This is a genomic window from Parvibaculum lavamentivorans DS-1, assembly GCF_000017565.1.
GTDB lineage: Bacteria > Pseudomonadota > Alphaproteobacteria > Parvibaculales > Parvibaculaceae > Parvibaculum > Parvibaculum lavamentivorans.
In genome coordinates this window covers 2,897,104-2,911,645 of the sequence record NC_009719.1, presented here as the reverse complement: position 1 = coordinate 2,911,645, position 14,542 = coordinate 2,897,104, and the positions used below count along the sequence as shown (strand labels likewise).

14 protein-coding genes are annotated in these 14,542 nt (G+C 64.8%); 6 read left to right on the top strand and 8 right to left on the bottom strand.

Features of this window, described 5'->3' with window-relative positions; all coding sequences use genetic code 11:
* Nucleotides 1–44 precede the first annotated feature (44 nt).
* The 3 genes from PLAV_RS13715 to glpK all read right to left on the bottom strand — a co-directional run bounded on the left by PLAV_RS13715 (nt 45) and on the right by glpK (nt 3,405).
* Complete coding sequence (locus tag PLAV_RS13715; protein ID WP_041536023.1) at nt 45–353, bottom strand: hypothetical protein; 309 nt, start codon at nt 351–353, stop codon at nt 45–47.
* Nucleotides 350–1,759, bottom strand: coding sequence for an FAD-binding oxidoreductase (locus PLAV_RS13710; protein WP_012111628.1), 1,410 nt, complete (start codon nt 1,757–1,759; stop codon nt 350–352). Before PLAV_RS13710 ends, PLAV_RS13715 begins: the two co-directional genes overlap by 4 nt.
* 152 nt (nt 1,760–1,911) lie before the next feature.
* Nucleotides 1,912–3,405, bottom strand: a complete 1,494-nt coding sequence (glpK, locus tag PLAV_RS13705; protein WP_012111627.1) for a glycerol kinase GlpK — start codon at nt 3,403–3,405, stop codon at nt 1,912–1,914.
* Between the two features lie 110 nt (nt 3,406–3,515).
* Here glpK and moaA point away from each other — a divergent pair, with 110 nt between their 5' ends.
* Nucleotides 3,516–4,553 (top strand): GTP 3',8-cyclase MoaA, encoded by a 1,038-nt coding sequence (moaA, locus tag PLAV_RS13700; RefSeq protein WP_012111626.1) that lies wholly within the window; start codon nt 3,516–3,518, stop codon nt 4,551–4,553.
* Here the strand turns inward: moaA and cutA are convergent.
* Nucleotides 4,550–4,891 carry a divalent-cation tolerance protein CutA gene (gene cutA / locus PLAV_RS13695; RefSeq protein ID WP_012111625.1) on the bottom strand — a complete coding sequence of 114 codons (342 nt, stop codon included), beginning with the start codon at nt 4,889–4,891 and terminating at the stop codon, nt 4,550–4,552. The two genes, moaA and cutA, sit on opposite strands and share 4 nt — an antisense overlap.
* A gap of 76 nt (nt 4,892–4,967) precedes the next feature.
* Here cutA and PLAV_RS13690 point away from each other — a divergent pair, with 76 nt between their 5' ends.
* Nucleotides 4,968–5,735: an NAD kinase gene (locus PLAV_RS13690; protein ID WP_012111624.1), complete on the top strand. Its 768-nt coding sequence runs from the start codon at nt 4,968–4,970 to the stop codon at nt 5,733–5,735.
* 234 nt (nt 5,736–5,969) lie between these two features.
* Here the strand turns inward: PLAV_RS13690 and PLAV_RS13685 are convergent, their stop codons facing one another.
* Nucleotides 5,970–6,791 carry an NUDIX hydrolase gene (locus PLAV_RS13685; RefSeq protein WP_012111623.1) on the bottom strand — a complete coding sequence of 274 codons (822 nt, stop codon included), beginning with the start codon at nt 6,789–6,791 and terminating at the stop codon, nt 5,970–5,972.
* A 148-nt stretch (nt 6,792–6,939) separates the two neighbouring features.
* Between PLAV_RS13685 and PLAV_RS13680 the strand changes: the two genes are divergently transcribed.
* Entirely contained in the window at nt 6,940–8,136 is a 1,197-nt protein-coding gene (locus PLAV_RS13680) for an EAL domain-containing protein (protein WP_012111622.1), read from the top strand.
* 3 nt (nt 8,137–8,139) lie between these two features.
* On the opposite strand, the gene pcaF is transcribed toward PLAV_RS13680, so the two are convergent.
* The 3 genes from pcaF to PLAV_RS13665 all read right to left on the bottom strand — a co-directional run bounded on the left by pcaF (nt 8,140) and on the right by PLAV_RS13665 (nt 11,098).
* A complete protein-coding gene (pcaF, locus tag PLAV_RS13675; protein WP_143710329.1) occupies nt 8,140–9,342 on the bottom strand; it encodes a 3-oxoadipyl-CoA thiolase in 1,203 nt (400 codons plus the stop codon).
* Between the two features lie 94 nt (nt 9,343–9,436).
* Complete coding sequence (locus tag PLAV_RS13670) at nt 9,437–10,573, bottom strand: DUF2336 domain-containing protein (RefSeq protein WP_049767791.1); 1,137 nt, start codon at nt 10,571–10,573, stop codon at nt 9,437–9,439.
* Between the two features lie 111 nt (nt 10,574–10,684).
* On the bottom strand, nt 10,685–11,098 hold the full coding sequence (locus tag PLAV_RS13665) for a DoxX family protein (RefSeq protein WP_012111619.1): 414 nt from the start codon (nt 11,096–11,098) through the stop codon (nt 10,685–10,687).
* A 156-nt stretch (nt 11,099–11,254) separates the two neighbouring features.
* Here PLAV_RS13665 and PLAV_RS13660 point away from each other — a divergent pair, with 156 nt between their 5' ends.
* The 3 genes from PLAV_RS13660 to PLAV_RS13650 all read left to right on the top strand — a co-directional run bounded on the left by PLAV_RS13660 (nt 11,255) and on the right by PLAV_RS13650 (nt 14,540).
* Complete coding sequence (locus PLAV_RS13660) at nt 11,255–12,451, top strand: CaiB/BaiF CoA transferase family protein (protein WP_012111618.1); 1,197 nt, start codon at nt 11,255–11,257, stop codon at nt 12,449–12,451.
* Between the two features lie 42 nt (nt 12,452–12,493).
* Entirely contained in the window at nt 12,494–13,360 is an 867-nt protein-coding gene (yghU, locus tag PLAV_RS13655; RefSeq protein ID WP_012111617.1) for a glutathione-dependent disulfide-bond oxidoreductase, read from the top strand.
* Between the two features lie 88 nt (nt 13,361–13,448).
* Nucleotides 13,449–14,540 (top strand): NADH:flavin oxidoreductase, encoded by a 1,092-nt coding sequence (locus PLAV_RS13650; RefSeq protein WP_012111616.1) that lies wholly within the window; start codon nt 13,449–13,451, stop codon nt 14,538–14,540.
* The last annotated feature ends 2 nt before the right edge of the window (nt 14,541–14,542 follow it).

Sequence of the window (14,542 nt, the reverse complement as noted above, 5' to 3'; positions counted from 1 at the left end):
GTTCCGGTCAGTCTGCCACGCCATCACCCGCGCCGCAAATTGCCTCACGGAAAGCCCGGTTCCCGCGCCTCGGCCGTTTCGTGCTCCTTGTCGTAAAGACAGGCCCACTGCGCCGTCTGCCCCGCCATCGCGGAACCCTCCGGCCATCTCCCGTCCACCACGGCGAATACATGATGCTCAAAATTCGTCACCGGCGCGGCGATGCTCGGCGCGTCGAGCCCCGACGCCGCCATGCAGGCCGCCTCCGCGCGCTTCTTCAACTCGTCCCAGGCATCGGGCGAAGAGGCCCACGCCACGATCGTCCCGGCGCTCAGCACCATCGCAATACCCGCCGCCATTGCCGTCCGCTTCATTCCGCCGCCTTCGCTTGCGGCAAGGGCTCAAGCACCTTGCCGGGATTGAGAATATTCTTCGGATCGAGCGTCCGCTTCAGCATCCGCATCAGCGCCACTTCTTCCGCGCTCCGCGACCAGTCGAGATAGGGCCGCTTTTCGAGGCCGATCCCGTGTTCCGCCGAAACCGATCCCTGCCTGTCCCGCAGCCGTCCATAGACCACCGCCTCGACACCATGCCGCGTCTCCGGCCCCGCATCGGGAAAGCGCCCCGGAATGACATGCAGGTTGCCGTCGCCCAGATGCCCGAACACCATCAGCGAACTATCCGGCCATTTCGCGGCAAGCCCCTTCTTCACATCGGCGATATAGCTTTCCATGTCGGCGATCTTGAGGCTCACATCGAAAGTGAACATCGGATAGGTATGCACCACCTGCCCCACATCGTCGCGCAGCGCCCACATCGCGTCGCGCTCCGCCTGGCTCTTCGCGATCACGGCATCCGAAATCTCGCCCGCTTCCAGCGCCTCCATCATCGCCGCCTCGAAGCGCGCGCTATCGGCCTCCTGGTCGCCGCCCATGGATTCCACCAGCACATAATAGGGGTGGCCATGCGGCACGATCGGCTTCCCCTTCGCGGGTTCCATCGTCACCAGCTTGTAGAAATCCTCCCACATCACCTCGAAGGCCGAGAGCGTACCGCCCAGCGCCCGCTCCATGTGACGCAGAAACTTCGGCAACTGGTCGAAACTCTCGACCGCCACAAATCCCGTATCCTGCGACACCGGCTTCGGCCGCACGCGCAGCACCGCCCGCGTGACGACGCCAAGCGTCCCTTCGGAACCGATGAACATCTGCTTCAGGTCGTAGCCTGCATTGTTCTTGATGAGCTTGTTCATCGAGCTCATCACCGTGCCGTCCGCCAGCACGACTTCGAGCCCCAGCACCAGGTCGCGCGTCATCCCGTAGCGGATCACGCGGTTGCCGCCCGCATTGGTGGAAATGTTGCCGCCGATGGTCGCCGAGCCACGCGCGCCGAGATCGAGCGGAAACAGCAACCCCTTCGCCTCCGCCGCCTCGCACACCGCCTGCAGCACGCAACCTGCCTGCACGCTCATCGTGCCGCCCAGCGTGTCGATCTCCTCGATCTTGTTCATGCGCTCGAGCGACAGCGCAATATGCCCCTCTGCCTCGCCGCCTTCCACAAGCCCCGTCTTGCCGCCCCACGGCACCACGCCCTCGCCCGCCGCATGGCAAAGCTTCAGCGCCTTCGAGACCTCTTCGGTCGATGCAGGCCTGAGCACCGCGGCGGGCACCCCGAGCTTGCTCCAGCCCCCTTGCGCCTTCTCCTCGGCATCCTTGCCGGTAAGCACACCGGCATCACCCAGCGCCGCCTTCAGCTTCGCAATAAGATCGTCCGACGCCATGTCATCCTCCCGGGATCAGCGTTCTTTCAGAAACTATAGCGCGATCAGGCTGGAATGGCCCGGCTTCTTCCCACCCTCCCCTCGGGGGAGGGTCGAAATTTGCGCTGCAAATTTCGGGGCGGGGGCGCGGCGCAAACCACGGAACGGCAACCTCATCCGATCACCCGCTTCACGCACCCCCGCCACCGCTCATACCGCTCCGCCCGCTCAGCTTCCGCCATCTTCGGCGAAAACGCCCGCTCGCAGCGCCAATGCGCGGCGACGTCGCTCATGTCGCCGTAAAACCCCACATGCATCCCCGCCAGATAGGCCGCGCCCAAGGCCGTCGTCTCGGTGATTTCCGGCCGTTCCACCGGCCGCGCCAGAATGTCGGCGAGGTTCTGCGCGAACCAGTTGTTCGCCACCATCCCGCCATCGACGCGCAGCGCCTGCGGGCTTTTGAGCCCCGCCGCCTTCATGTCCGCCGCCATCGCATCCATCAGGTCCCGCGTCTGGTAGGACACGCTTTCGAGCGCCGCCCGTACGATCTCCTTCGCGCCCGTATCCCGCGTCATGCCGAACAGCGCCGCCCGGGCATCCGGCTCCCAGTAAGGCGCGCCGAGCCCCGTGAACGCCGGCACCAGCACGGCATGGCTGTTCGGGTTCGCATCGCGCGCCATCGCCTCACTGTCTTCGGACTTCGCCACCAGCCCCATCTCGTCGCGCAGCCATTGCACGATCGCCCCCGCCATGAAGATCGAACCCTCCAGCGCATAGGTCGTCTTGCCGCCGATCCGGTAGGCGACGGTCCCAAGCAGCCTGTTCCGGCTTTCGACGCGCCGCTCGCCCGTATTCACCACCGCGAAGCAACCCGTCCCATAGGTCGATTTGATGAGCCCCGGCTCGAAACATGCCTGCCCCACCGTCGCCGCCTGCTGGTCCCCTGCCACGCCCGCCACCGGGATCTCGATGCCGAACAACTCTTTCTCGGTCACGCCGAAATCCGCGCAGCAATCCTTTACCTCCGGCAGTATCTCGCGCGGAATGTCGAACCAGCCGAGCAGCTCGTCGTCCCAGTCCTGTGTCTCGATGTTGAAGAGCAACGTCCGCGACGCATTCGTCGCGTCGGTCGCATGCACTTTCCTGCCCGTGAGATTGAAGATGAGCCACGAGTCGATGGTCCCGAAGCAGAGCTCGCCCTTCTTCGCCCTCTCCCGCGCGCCCTCCACACGGTCGAGCAGCCATGCGAGCTTCGTCCCCGAAAAATAAGGATCGAGCAGCAGCCCCGTCTTCGCCTGTACGACGGGCTCCTTGCCCTCCGCCTTCAGCTTCGCGCAAAGCTGCGCCGTCCGCCGGTCCTGCCACACGATGGCATTGTGCAAGGGCTTCCCCGTCGCCCGCTCCCAAAGCACCGTCGTCTCGCGTTGATTGGTGATGCCGATGGCCGCGACATTCCCCGCCGTCGTTCCCGCCGTCAGCAGCCCCCGGCAAACCTCCAGCGTCGCCGCCCAGATCTCGGCCGCGTCATGCTCCACCCAGCCATCCTGCGGAAATATCTGCCGCAAATCCTTCTGCCGCACCCGCATCGGCGAACCCGACCGGTCGAACAGCAGCGCCCGCGTGCTCGTCGTCCCCTGATCGATGGAAAGAATGTAGTCGGCCGCCATGAACGTCCCCCTCGTCTTGATTGAGGCAGAGGCTATCCCGCTCCGGCACCCGGCAAAACCCCTCTCACACAGGGGGCGAAATCCGGCTGACCCGATGCTATATTCCGGTCATGGACCTGGAAGCGCCTCTTTTCCCCGCCGGAACGCCCGCCACGCCGATGATCGATCCCTTCGGCCGCGCGGTCACCTATCTGCGCGTCTCGGTGACGGACCGCTGCGACTTCCGCTGTGTCTATTGCATGTCCGAGCACATGAACTTCCTGCCGAAGCCCGAATTGCTGACGCTGGAAGAACTCGACCGCGTCTGTTCCGCCTTTATCGCCAAGGGTGTCCGCAAGCTCCGCCTCACCGGCGGCGAGCCGCTGGTCCGCCGCGATGTCATGACGCTGATCCGCTCCCTCGGCCGCCACCTGGAATCAGGCGCGCTCGACGAACTGACGCTCACCACGAATGGCAGCCAGCTCGCGCGCTACGCTGACGATCTCCATGCCGCCGGCATTCGCCGCATCAACGTTTCGCTCGACACGCTGAACCCCGATCTCTTCGCCGAAATCACCCGTTGGGGCCGCCTGCCGCAAGTGCTCGACGGCATCGCCGCCGCAAAGCGCGCCGGCCTCCAGATCAAGATCAACACGGTCGCGCTCAAGGGCGTCAATGAAGCCGAGCTCCCCTCGCTCATCGAATGGGCGCATGGCGAAGGCCACGACATCACGCTGATCGAAACCATGCCGATGGGCGACATCGACGGCGACCGCACCGAACAATACCTGCCGCTCTCGCAAGTCCGCCGCGCGCTCGCCGAAAGCTGGACACTCGACGAAATGGATTTCCGCACCGGCGGCCCCGCGCGCTATCTCCGCGTCAAGGAAACCAGCGGTAAGCTCGGCCTCATCACGCCGCTGACGCACAACTTCTGCGAAAGCTGCAACCGCGTCCGCCTCACCTGCACCGGCACGCTCTATATGTGCCTCGGCCAGGAAGACGCCGCCGACCTCCGCAGCGCCGTCCGCGCGAGCGAAACCGACGAAATCCTCAACGCCGCCATCGACGAAGCAATAGGCCGCAAACCCAAAGGCCACGACTTCATCATCGACCGCACCCACAAAGGCCCCGCCGTCCCCCGCCACATGTCGCTGACGGGCGGCTAGCCTCCGGTCTGCCCCCTCGCCCAGGCCAAATAATCCTCATTCCCGCCCTCGATCGGCAGCACCAGCATCGCCGGCACCTCATAAGGATGCAGTGCCCTCAGCCGCACCATCACCTCATCCACAAGCGCCCGTCTTGTCTTGATGAATGCCGCCGCCTCGTCCTCCCGCTCCACCGCGCCCTTCCATTCGTAAACGGAGCGCATGCCGGGATGGATATTGACGCAGGCCGCCAGCTTCTCGCGCACCAGCACCTCCGCGACCCGCTCCGCATCCGCCGCCGAGCCAAGCGTCGTGTAGACGAACACGAATTCATCCTTGGCTTGCGTATCTCCGCCCATATGCTTACCTCCTTGTGTCGGCGGTTAATTTACCGTTTCGTGAGGAAAATTATCCGCCGCCCTCGAGGGGAAGATAATGAAATTCGAGAAGATCGCCTTCGTGGCGACCGAAATGCCGGAAGCGGAGGCCGCGCGCAAGGCGCTCAGCCGGCGCTATGGCGACGCCAAGCCCGAGGAGGCGGATGTCATCGTCGCGCTCGGCGGCGACGGCCTCATGCTCCAGACCATGCACCAGCACATGAAGCGCCGCATCCCGATCTACGGCATGAACCGGGGCTCGGTCGGCTTCCTGATGAACGAATATCGCGACGATAATTTGACGGAGCGTCTCGCCGCCGCTGAATGCGCGACCATTCATCCCCTGCGGATGCGCGCCTCGCTCGCGGATGGTTCCTGTCACGAGGCGCTGGCAATCAACGAGGTCGCCCTCTTCCGCGAAACCTATCAGGCCGCCAAAATCCGCATCTCCATCGATGGCAAGACGCGCATGGAAGAACTCGTCTGCGACGGCGTGCTCGTCGCGACGCCTGCCGGCTCCACCGCTTATAATCTTTCCGCGCAAGGCCCCATCGTGCCCATCGACGCCGCGCTTCTCGCGCTGACGCCGATCAGCGCCTTCCGCCCTCGCCGCTGGCGTGGCGCATTGCTCTCGCACCGTGCGCAACTGCGCTTCGAAATTCTGGAAGCCGAAAAGCGCCCCGTCAGCGCCGTGGCCGACCACACCGAGTTCCGCCAGGTGCGCGAGGTCGAGGTCGAGGAAGACGGCTCCATCGACATGCTGATGCTCTTCGACCCCGACCACGGCCTCGAAGAGCGCATCATCACCGAACAATTCCTGTACTGAGTCGGATAAAGAACGCCACGCTTGCTGGCCACGTTGCACTTCTTCCCACCCTCCCCTTGGGGGAGGGTCAAAATTTGCACAGCAAATTTTGGGGCGGGGTCACAGCCTCCATCCCATGGAACAAGCTATCGAATTTCACCTGCCACCCTCCCCCTGTGGGAGGGTCAAACGGCTGCAAGCCGTTTGGGGAGGGGTAAGCGTGGAACCTCAGCGCATAATCCCGAAAGCCGAACCCTACCCCGCCTTCGGCTTGGCCACATTCGCCACCGCCGACAAGGGCTCCTCCGTCACCGAATAACCTGCCTCAACAGGAATCCGCAGCACCGGTTCGCCCGCATCGTTCTTCGTCACCTGCGGCTCCACCGTCACCACAGGCCGCCCCCGCGCCGCCTCTATGGCATGAGCGGCGCTCGGGCTCTCTCCGAGCTTCTCCACATTCATCCGTGTCGGGAAGATGATCGTCCGCGTCCCCGCCTCCGCTTCGGCCAGCGCATGCACCGGCCTGATCCACACGCTGTCGACCGACTCCGACCCGTCATGCACCGCCAGATGATCCTCCGGCGCCACCGCGAGATAGAACCGCGTGTCGAACCGCTTCGGCATCATGCTCGGCGTTATCCAGTGCGCGAAGGGCGTCAGCGCGTCGCCGCAAAGCCGCAAGCCCTCCCTCGCGAGGAAATCGCCGATGCCGACCTCCCCCTTGTTCAGCGGATCGCGGTAATGCTCCAGCATCTTCAGCCGCGCCGCATCGACCAGCTTGCCCGTCTGCTCGCTCCGCGCCAGCAGCACGCCCGATTCCTCGAACGCCTCGCGGATCGCCGCCACGCGCATGGAAAATTCCCAGTCGTCCAGCCCCTCCGCGCCGTCCACGCGCTCGCGCACATGCGGCTCGCGGTCGAGCTTGTCCACCTTGCCGCCCGGAAAGACGAGCGCGCCGGAAGCGAAGTCGATCTGGTGATGCCGTACCACCATGAAAACCTCGACGCCTTCCGCGCCATCGCGCAGCAGAAGGATGGTCGCCGCCGGAATCAGCGCATCGCCCGCGGATTTGCTCACTTGAAACCTCCCATTGCTTCAATTCGAAGCATTCTTTTTATCTTTTGGCGACGCTGTCCGCCGCTCGTTTCATCCCGTTAAGCACTCGGAAAGAGACTCGGCCCACCCTGTGCCGAAGCCCGATTGTTGTGTGCCGCCCGGGACCAAGATGTACAGCAGTTCCTTTCGCCTGACCAACCGCGACATCGACCTCGCTTTCGAGGCCGCCCATCTTTTCATCGTCTGCCAGCCTAAGATCGCGCTGGCCACCGGCGAGGCGATCGGCGCGGAAGCCTATGTGCGCTGGAACCACCCGGATTACGGTCTGCTCCCGCCTGGCCTTTTCCTCTCCTTCTTCGAGCGCCGCGAACGCGCCGGCGAACTCACGCGTTACGTAGCGTCGGCCGCGGCCGATACGCTCGCCGAGCGGCAAGGTGCGGGTCGCGACTGGCCGCTCTCCATCAATCTCGGCGCGCCTGATCTCGCCGATATGGGCCTCCCCGGCGCGCTCGACGCCATCATGGCCGAGCGCGGTCTCGACCCCGCCACCCTCATTCTCGAAGTGCCCGAAGGCGCCTTTGCCCGCCATGGCGAGGCAGCCGCGCAAACGCTTGCCGCCTTCCGCCGCCTCGGCTTCCGCACCGCGCTCGACGGCGGCGGCGCCGTCATCGTGCCGGATGAATTCATCTCGCCCGACTATTTCGACGAAGTGAAAATCGGTGGCGCCGCGATCATCCAGTTCGCCCACCGCCTGAAGCTCTCCGGCCTCGGTTTCGTCGGCAAGCGTGTCGCCCTCGCCGCCTCGCGCGGCCTCGGTGCCGCTGCCGTCGGCGTCGAGGATGAAACGACGCTCGCCGCCCTTTCCGCCCTCGGCTTTACTGCCGCGCAAGGCGCCTATATCTGCCGCCCCTTGCCGCCCGAAGACCTCACCTTCTGGTCCGCGCCGCATCTCGTCTCCGCGCTGGAGGAGGCGGAAACCGAAATCCTTCTCACCGATCCCCTGCCCGAAGAGGAAGAGCCCTGTATCGAGGAAGTGCCGCAGCCCGTGATTGCCGCGCCCGTCCTGGAATATTCATGGGAAGATGTGGACCCGGCGATCCCCGGCGAGGAAATCGCCATCGCCGCCTGGCGCCTCGACCGCACCTGCCTCTCGCCGGACCGCCACCTGCTCGCCCTCGTCCGCCGCCCCCGCCGCCTCGCGCATATGGCAAAGCCGGCGCGGAAAGAGCCGAAGCCGCGCGCGCCCGAACCGGCGAAAATGAAATCGGAAAAGCCGCTGGCCCCGCGCGCACCGAAACGCAAACCCCGCACCCCCTCCGGCCTCGTCACCCGCCCCAGCCTCGTGCAGATCGCCTTGGGCTTCTAGCCCTCAAACCCTCTCGATCACCATCGCAATGCCCTGCCCCACGCCGATGCACATCGTGCACAGCGCATAGCGCCCGTCGCGCTTCTCCAGTTCGTACATCGCCGTCGTCACCAGCCGCGCCCCGCTCATGCCGAGCGGATGGCCGAGCGCGATGGCGCCGCCATTCGGGTTCACGTGATCCGCATTGTCCGGCAGCCCGAGATCGCGCAGCACGGCAAGCCCCTGCGAGGCGAAAGCCTCGTTGAGTTCGATCACGTCGATATCGCCGATATTGAGCCCCGTCTTTTCCAGCACCTTGCGCGTCGCTGGCGCCGGCCCCATACCCATGATGCGCGGCGGAACGCCCGCCGTCGCCATCGCCACGATCCGCGCCCGCGGGCGAAGCCCGTTCGCCTCCGCTCCGTCGGCCGACGCAATGATGAGCGCGCAGGCACCGTCATTCACGCCCGATGCGTTCCCCGCCGTCACCGTGCCGCCTTCGCGGAACGGCGCCTTGAGCTTGCCGAGCGCCTCGAGCGTCGTTTCTGGCCGCGGGTGCTCGTCCGCGCTCACCACCGTCTCGCCTTTGCGGCTCGCAATCGTCACCGGCACGATCTCCTGCGCGAAACGCCCCTCTTCGATGGCCCGTCCGGCACGCTGCTGGCTCCGCCACGCAAAGGCATCCTGGTCGGCGCGTGAAATCTGGAAATCCTCGGCCACGTTCTCCGCCGTCTCCGGCATGGAGTCGACGCCATATTGCCGCTTCATCAGCGGGTTCACGAAGCGCCAGCCGATAGTCGTGTCGTAAATCTCCGCATCGCGCGAAAAGGCGCTCGTCGCCTTCCCCATCACGAAGGGCGCGCGCGACATGCTCTCCACGCCGCCGGCGATCATCAGCGATGCCTCGCCCGATTTGATTGCCCGCGCCGCCGTGCCGACGGCATCCATGCCCGAGCCGCAGAGCCGGTTCACCGTCGATCCCGGCACGCCTTCGGGCAGCCCCGCCAGCAGCGCCGACATCCGCGCCACGTTCCGGTTGTCCTCGCCCGCCTGGTTGGCGCAGCCGAAGATCACATCGTCCACCCGCTCCCAGTTCACATCCGGGTTCCGCTCCATCAGCGCCATCAGCGGCACCGCGCCGAGATCGTCCGCGCGCACCTGCGCCAGCGCCCCCGCATAGCGCCCGATAGGCGTCCGCACGGCGTCGCAAATGAAAGCGTCTCTGATCTGATGGGTCATGAATTGTCCGCCTCTTCCGGTTTGAAGTAGGCGAAACTAGATCATTTTCGGGAGAATAAAAGCCCGCCCTCCGCTAAGGCGGTCAGGCGACGTGCTGCGAGCGCACCGCCGGCTGCGGGCCGATGATCTTCGCCAGCTTGTCGATCATGCTGTCGAGGTCGGGGGCCACCGTTTCAAACGTCTCCTGCAGCCCTTCCAGCACATGCAGCCGGTAGAAATCGAGCTCCAGCGAGCCATCGGAGCTGCGAACCGCATGATAGGTGTCGAGCACGCAGCGGAACGCCGGATAAAGCGCCTCCGGCATCCCCGCCCGCGCATAAACGGCCCGGAAGCCGAGCGCGCCGACATCGTGAATGAGCCGCCAGATGCGCTCGTCCGGCACGCCGGTCAGCTCCGCGAAGGCCGCTTCCACGAAGCGGATTTCGCCGACACATGCCGCCCGCAGGATCAGCGTCGCGGTCAGCCGGTTGTTTTCCGCAAGCTGCGCCACCAGCCCGCGCAGATCGTCATTGCCCATGCGGCCGATCGTGTCGGTCGTCGCCCGCTCGCGCGCCTGCTCTTCCAGCGTCGCCGCAACGCGCCCGTCGACCTCGTGATGCGACACGAGATATTCGCGCATCTGTTCGGAGACCATCGCGATCAGCCGTTCGACGAGCAGCGCCGGCAATTCGTTCCGCTGCACCAGCGGCGCTGCAACGTCCGCATCGTCCGCATAGCGTTGCACCAGCATCGTCGCCGCCGCTTCGTTGATGACGGCCCCGCTATTGTGAATGAGTTTCAGCACCGCGCTGCGGTCGCCGCGATGGGCAATCGCCTCGGACACGGTCGCGCGCACCTCTTCCCGCCCGGCAATCGCGCATTGCTTGTCCGAACTGCCGTAATAGACGAGCCCCACAAGGTCCTCATCCGTCAGCACCGGCGAACGCTCGAGAATGGGAATGGCCACCTGGTCGATATCGCGCGCGAGATGCAGCACGATGTTGCGCGGCGCCGCCGGATTGTCGTTCAGGCAGCGCGACAGCGCCTCGCGCACATTGACGGCAACGTCGCGTACCAGATAGCCGAGGATTTCATGCGCCAGCTCGCGCTCGCGCGGCGCCAGCGTGATGGTGCTGAACTGGCTGGCGACTTTCGCCGCCACGGCCGCGCGTGCGTCTTCGGACGTATCCGTAAGGAGACGCTGCACATCCGCGACTGTCAGCTTTTCCGAATCCATCATCGCCTCGGGCCCAAATTCAGCGCCATCTCACAGGAAAGCGCCCTGATTGGAGCCTAGGCGAAACCGCTTAACGAACGGTTTCACATAAAGACACGCAGTAAACGGATGATTTCAGCGTGCGGCCCGCCGATGCATGAAAATCGTTACCAGAACGAGCGCGCCGATCACGCTCACATGCTCCGTCGCTGTATGGAAACTGTTAACCTGTTGCGGCCCCTCCGGCATCGCCCAGAAATTATGGACGAAGAGGATGGTGAGGAAGGTAAAGACGCCGAGCGCCCCCGCCCCGAGCCACACATAGCGCCCCGAAATCACCAGCGCCGACCCGATGAGCTGCGTTGCCGCCGTCGCGATCACGACAAGCTCAGGATAGACAAAGCCGAGCGCCCCGAAAATCTCCACGCTCTGATTGAAATTGGCCAGCAGCCCCAGCCCGCTCGCCCAGAACATGAAAGTCAGCAGCACCCGCGTCGCCACCGCGACGGCCGGCGCTTCGAGAATGGCCGCAATAAAACCTGGTGTCATGTGGTCCCCCCGGACAAAAGAATCTCCCCGAAAATAATTCTCCCACTCCCGATTTCTGTCCAGTCCCCTCCGTCTTCACCCCCCACTTTGACTCCCCCGCCTTTTCATGGATGATCCGCCCCAACAAGAAATTCAGCTAAACGGGGATCGGACACCATGCTTGAGGGCCTCAAGGTCATTGAAATGGCCACCTACATCGCCGCGCCGGGCGCCGGCGGCATCCTTGCCGACTGGGGCGCGGACGTCATCAAGGTGGAGCCGCTTTCCGGCTGCCCCATGCGCTATACGATGCAGAATGTCGGCGCCGACCATCTGAAGGGCAGCCCGATCTTCGATCTCGATAATCGCGGAAAAAAAGGCCTCGCCATCGACACCTCGAAACCGGAAGGCGTCGAGGCCGTGAAGCGCCTCGTCAAAGACGCCGACATCTTCATCACCAATGTCCGCCCCGGCGGGCTGGAGCGCGCGGGCCTCGATTACGAGAGCCTGAAAACCGTGAACCCCCGCCTCGTCTATGCGAGCGTCACCGGCTACGGCCTCGAGGGCCCGGACCGCGACCGCCCCGGCTTCGACATCGCCGCCTTCTATGCCCGCTCCGGCGTCGGCTGGCTGCAGACCGTGAAAGGCAAGGAGCCGACGACGCTGCGCACCGGCATCGGCGACCACACCACCAGCATGGCCACGGTGGGCGGCATCCTCGCCGCCATCTTCGAGCGCGAGAAAACCGGCAAGGGCCGCCTCGTCGAGGCCTCGCTGCTCCGCGCCGGCATCTATGCCGCCGGATCGGACACCGCCGTCCAGCTCCGCTACGGCAAGCTCGGCTCCACCAAGTCGCGCCACGAAGCACTCATGCCGATCAGCAATTTCTTCAAGACGAAGGACACCTGGATCGTCATCGTCCCGCGCCAGGGCACGGTCGACTGGACGGCCGTCTGCCGCGCCATCGGCAGACCCGAGCTCGAAACCGACGAGCGGTTCGACAATCCGAAAAAGCGCCGAGCCAACGCCGCCGAACTGGTCGACATTCTCGATGCCGCCTTCGCCGCGCATGATGTCGATTACTGGCGCGCAAAGCTCGATGCTGAAGACATTATCTGGGCGCCCCTCATGCGCCCCGGCGACGTCTTCGAGGATCCGCAGGCCCACGCCGCAGGCGCCTATGTCAAAGTGCCGGAGGAAGACGGCTCCGGCACCTATCTCGCGCCCGCCTCGCCCATCCGCTTCCCCGGCTTCGACGACACGCCGAAATCGGCCTCACCCGCGCTCGGCCAGCACACGCTCGAAACATTGAAGTCCCACGGCTTCAGCGACGCCGAAATTGAAAGCCTTCGCGCCTCTGGCGCCATAAAATAAAACACCCATATCCGGACATTCGCCGCACAAAGGAAACGCTCCATGACCGACCAAACCTACACGCCGCCGAAAGTCTGGACCTGGAACCAGGACAAGAACGCCAACCGCTTCTCGAACATCAATCGCCCCATCGCGGGCCCGACGCATGAGAAGGAGCTTCCCGTCGGCAAGCATCCCTTCCAGCTCTATTCGCTGGCGACACCGAACGGCGTCAAGGTCACGGTCATGCTGGAAGAGCTTCTCGAAGCCGGTCACAAGGGCGCCGAATACGACGCCTGGCTCATCAACATCTCGGAAGGCCACCAGTTCGGCTCAGGCTTCGTCGCCGTCAATCCGAACTCGAAGATCCCCGCCTTGATGGACCACAGCACCAATCCGCCGACCCGCATCTTCGAAAGCGGCGCCATGCTCCTCTATCTCTCGGAGAAGTTCGGCGGCGCCTTCATGCCGAAGGACCTCACGAAGCGCGCCGAGGTCTATTCCTGGCTCATGTGGCAGATGGGCTCCGCGCCTTATCTCGGCGGCGGCTTCGGCCATTTCTATGCCTATGCACCGTTCAAGATCGAATATGCGATCGACCGCTTCGCCATGGAGATCAAGCGCCAGCTCGACGTCCTCGATCGCCGCCTCGCCGAGAGCCGCTACATCGCGGGTGACGAATACACCGTCGCCGACATGGCCATCTGGCCCTGGTACGGCGCGCTCGCCAAAGGCCTCCTCTACGAAGCCGCCGAGTTCCTCAGCGTCCACGAATATAAGAACGTCATCCGCTGGACCGACGAAATCGCCGAACGTCCGGCGGTGAAGCGCGGCCGCATGGTCAATCGCGCCTGGGGCGAGCCTTCGAGCCAGCTCCCCGAGCGCCACGACGCCTCGGACTTCGAGAAAGTCGCGAAGGCCGAAAGCTGACGGCATCTTTTTTGCCGGCGGATGGATGAATGCACAGATGCCCCCTATATAGGGGGCATCGCCATTCGCTTTCATTTCGAGGACGGAAATGCTGACAACGGAAAAGCTTGCCGAGCCGCTTTCGCTCGCCCACGGACCCGCCATGAAGAACCGCTTCATGCTGGCGCCGCTCACCAACACGCAGAGCCACCCCGATGGCCGTCTCTCCGACGATGAATTCCGCTGGCTCACCATGCGCGCGGAAGGCGGCTTCGGCCTCACCATGACCTGCGCTGCCCATGTCCAGGCGGGCGGACAGGGCTTCCCCGGCCAGCTTGGCATCTGGGACGACCGTCACCTCGAAGGGCTGACGCGCCTCGCCGCCGCCATCAAGGCGCAGGATTCGGTCTCCTCCGTCCAGCTTCATCATGCGGGCATCCGCTCGCCGAAGGACCTCGTGGGCGATGTCGTCGGCCCCTCCGACGACAAGGACACCGGCGGCCGCGCGCTCACCACCGCCGAAGTCGAAAAACTGCGCGACGATTTCATCGCCGCCGCAAAGCGCGCCGAGAAGGCGGGCTTCGACGGCGTCGAGGTGCATGGCGCGCATGGCTACATCCTCGCGCAGTTCCTTTCGCCCGAATTCAACCGTCGCGACGACATCTATGGCGGCTCGCTCGAAAACCGCGCCCGCCTCGTCTTCGAGATCGTCAACGGCATCCGCGCCGCCTGCCGCCCGGACTTCCAGCTCGGCATTCGTCTGTCCCCGGAGCGTTTCGGCCTGAAGCTCGCGGAGATACGCGATGTCGCCGCCGAACTTCTCTCCGACGCAAAGATCGACTATCTCGACATGTCTCTCTGGGATGTGAAGAAGGAGCCGGTGGAAGAGGAATTCCACGGCCGCTCGCTGATGAGCCTCTTCACGGACCTGCCCCGTGGGCCGGTCCGCCTCGGCGCCGCCGGCAAGATCATGACCGCGCAGGATGCCGCCGAAGTCATCGAGGCCGGTTGCGACTTCGCGATCATCGGCCGCGCCGCGATCCTGCGCCACGATTTCCCGCGCCGGGCCCTCGCCGACCCCGCCTATGTCTCGCCGCCGCTCCCCGTCACGGAACAGCATCTCCGCGACGAAGGCCTCGGCTCCGCCTTCGTCACCTATATGCGCGGCTGGAAGGGCTTCGTTGCCGAAGAGGCCGCGTAAAC

Bases quoted from the DNA above. Each gene is read 5' to 3' on its own strand.
- glpK (WP_012111627.1), bottom strand. From the start codon at position 3,405: ATGGCGGCCGACTACATTCTTTCCATCGATCAGGGGACGACGAGCACG.
- cutA (WP_012111625.1), bottom strand. From the start codon at position 4,891: ATGGGCGGAGATACGCAAGCCAAGGATGAATTCGTGTTCGTCTACACG.
- PLAV_RS13660 (WP_012111618.1), top strand. From the start codon at position 11,255: ATGCTTGAGGGCCTCAAGGTCATTGAAATGGCCACCTACATCGCCGCG.
- PLAV_RS13665 (WP_012111619.1), bottom strand. From the start codon at position 11,098: ATGACACCAGGTTTTATTGCGGCCATTCTCGAAGCGCCGGCCGTCGCG.
- PLAV_RS13680 (WP_012111622.1), top strand. From the start codon at position 6,940: ATGTACAGCAGTTCCTTTCGCCTGACCAACCGCGACATCGACCTCGCT.
- PLAV_RS13710 (WP_012111628.1), bottom strand. From the start codon at position 1,759: ATGGCGTCGGACGATCTTATTGCGAAGCTGAAGGCGGCGCTGGGTGAT.
- yghU (WP_012111617.1), top strand. From the start codon at position 12,494: ATGACCGACCAAACCTACACGCCGCCGAAAGTCTGGACCTGGAACCAG.
- PLAV_RS13715 (WP_041536023.1), bottom strand. From the start codon at position 353: ATGAAGCGGACGGCAATGGCGGCGGGTATTGCGATGGTGCTGAGCGCC.
- PLAV_RS13650 (WP_012111616.1), top strand. From the start codon at position 13,449: ATGCTGACAACGGAAAAGCTTGCCGAGCCGCTTTCGCTCGCCCACGGA.
- moaA (WP_012111626.1), top strand. From the start codon at position 3,516: ATGGACCTGGAAGCGCCTCTTTTCCCCGCCGGAACGCCCGCCACGCCG.
- PLAV_RS13670 (WP_049767791.1), bottom strand. From the start codon at position 10,573: ATGATGGATTCGGAAAAGCTGACAGTCGCGGATGTGCAGCGTCTCCTT.
- PLAV_RS13690 (WP_012111624.1), top strand. From the start codon at position 4,968: ATGAAATTCGAGAAGATCGCCTTCGTGGCGACCGAAATGCCGGAAGCG.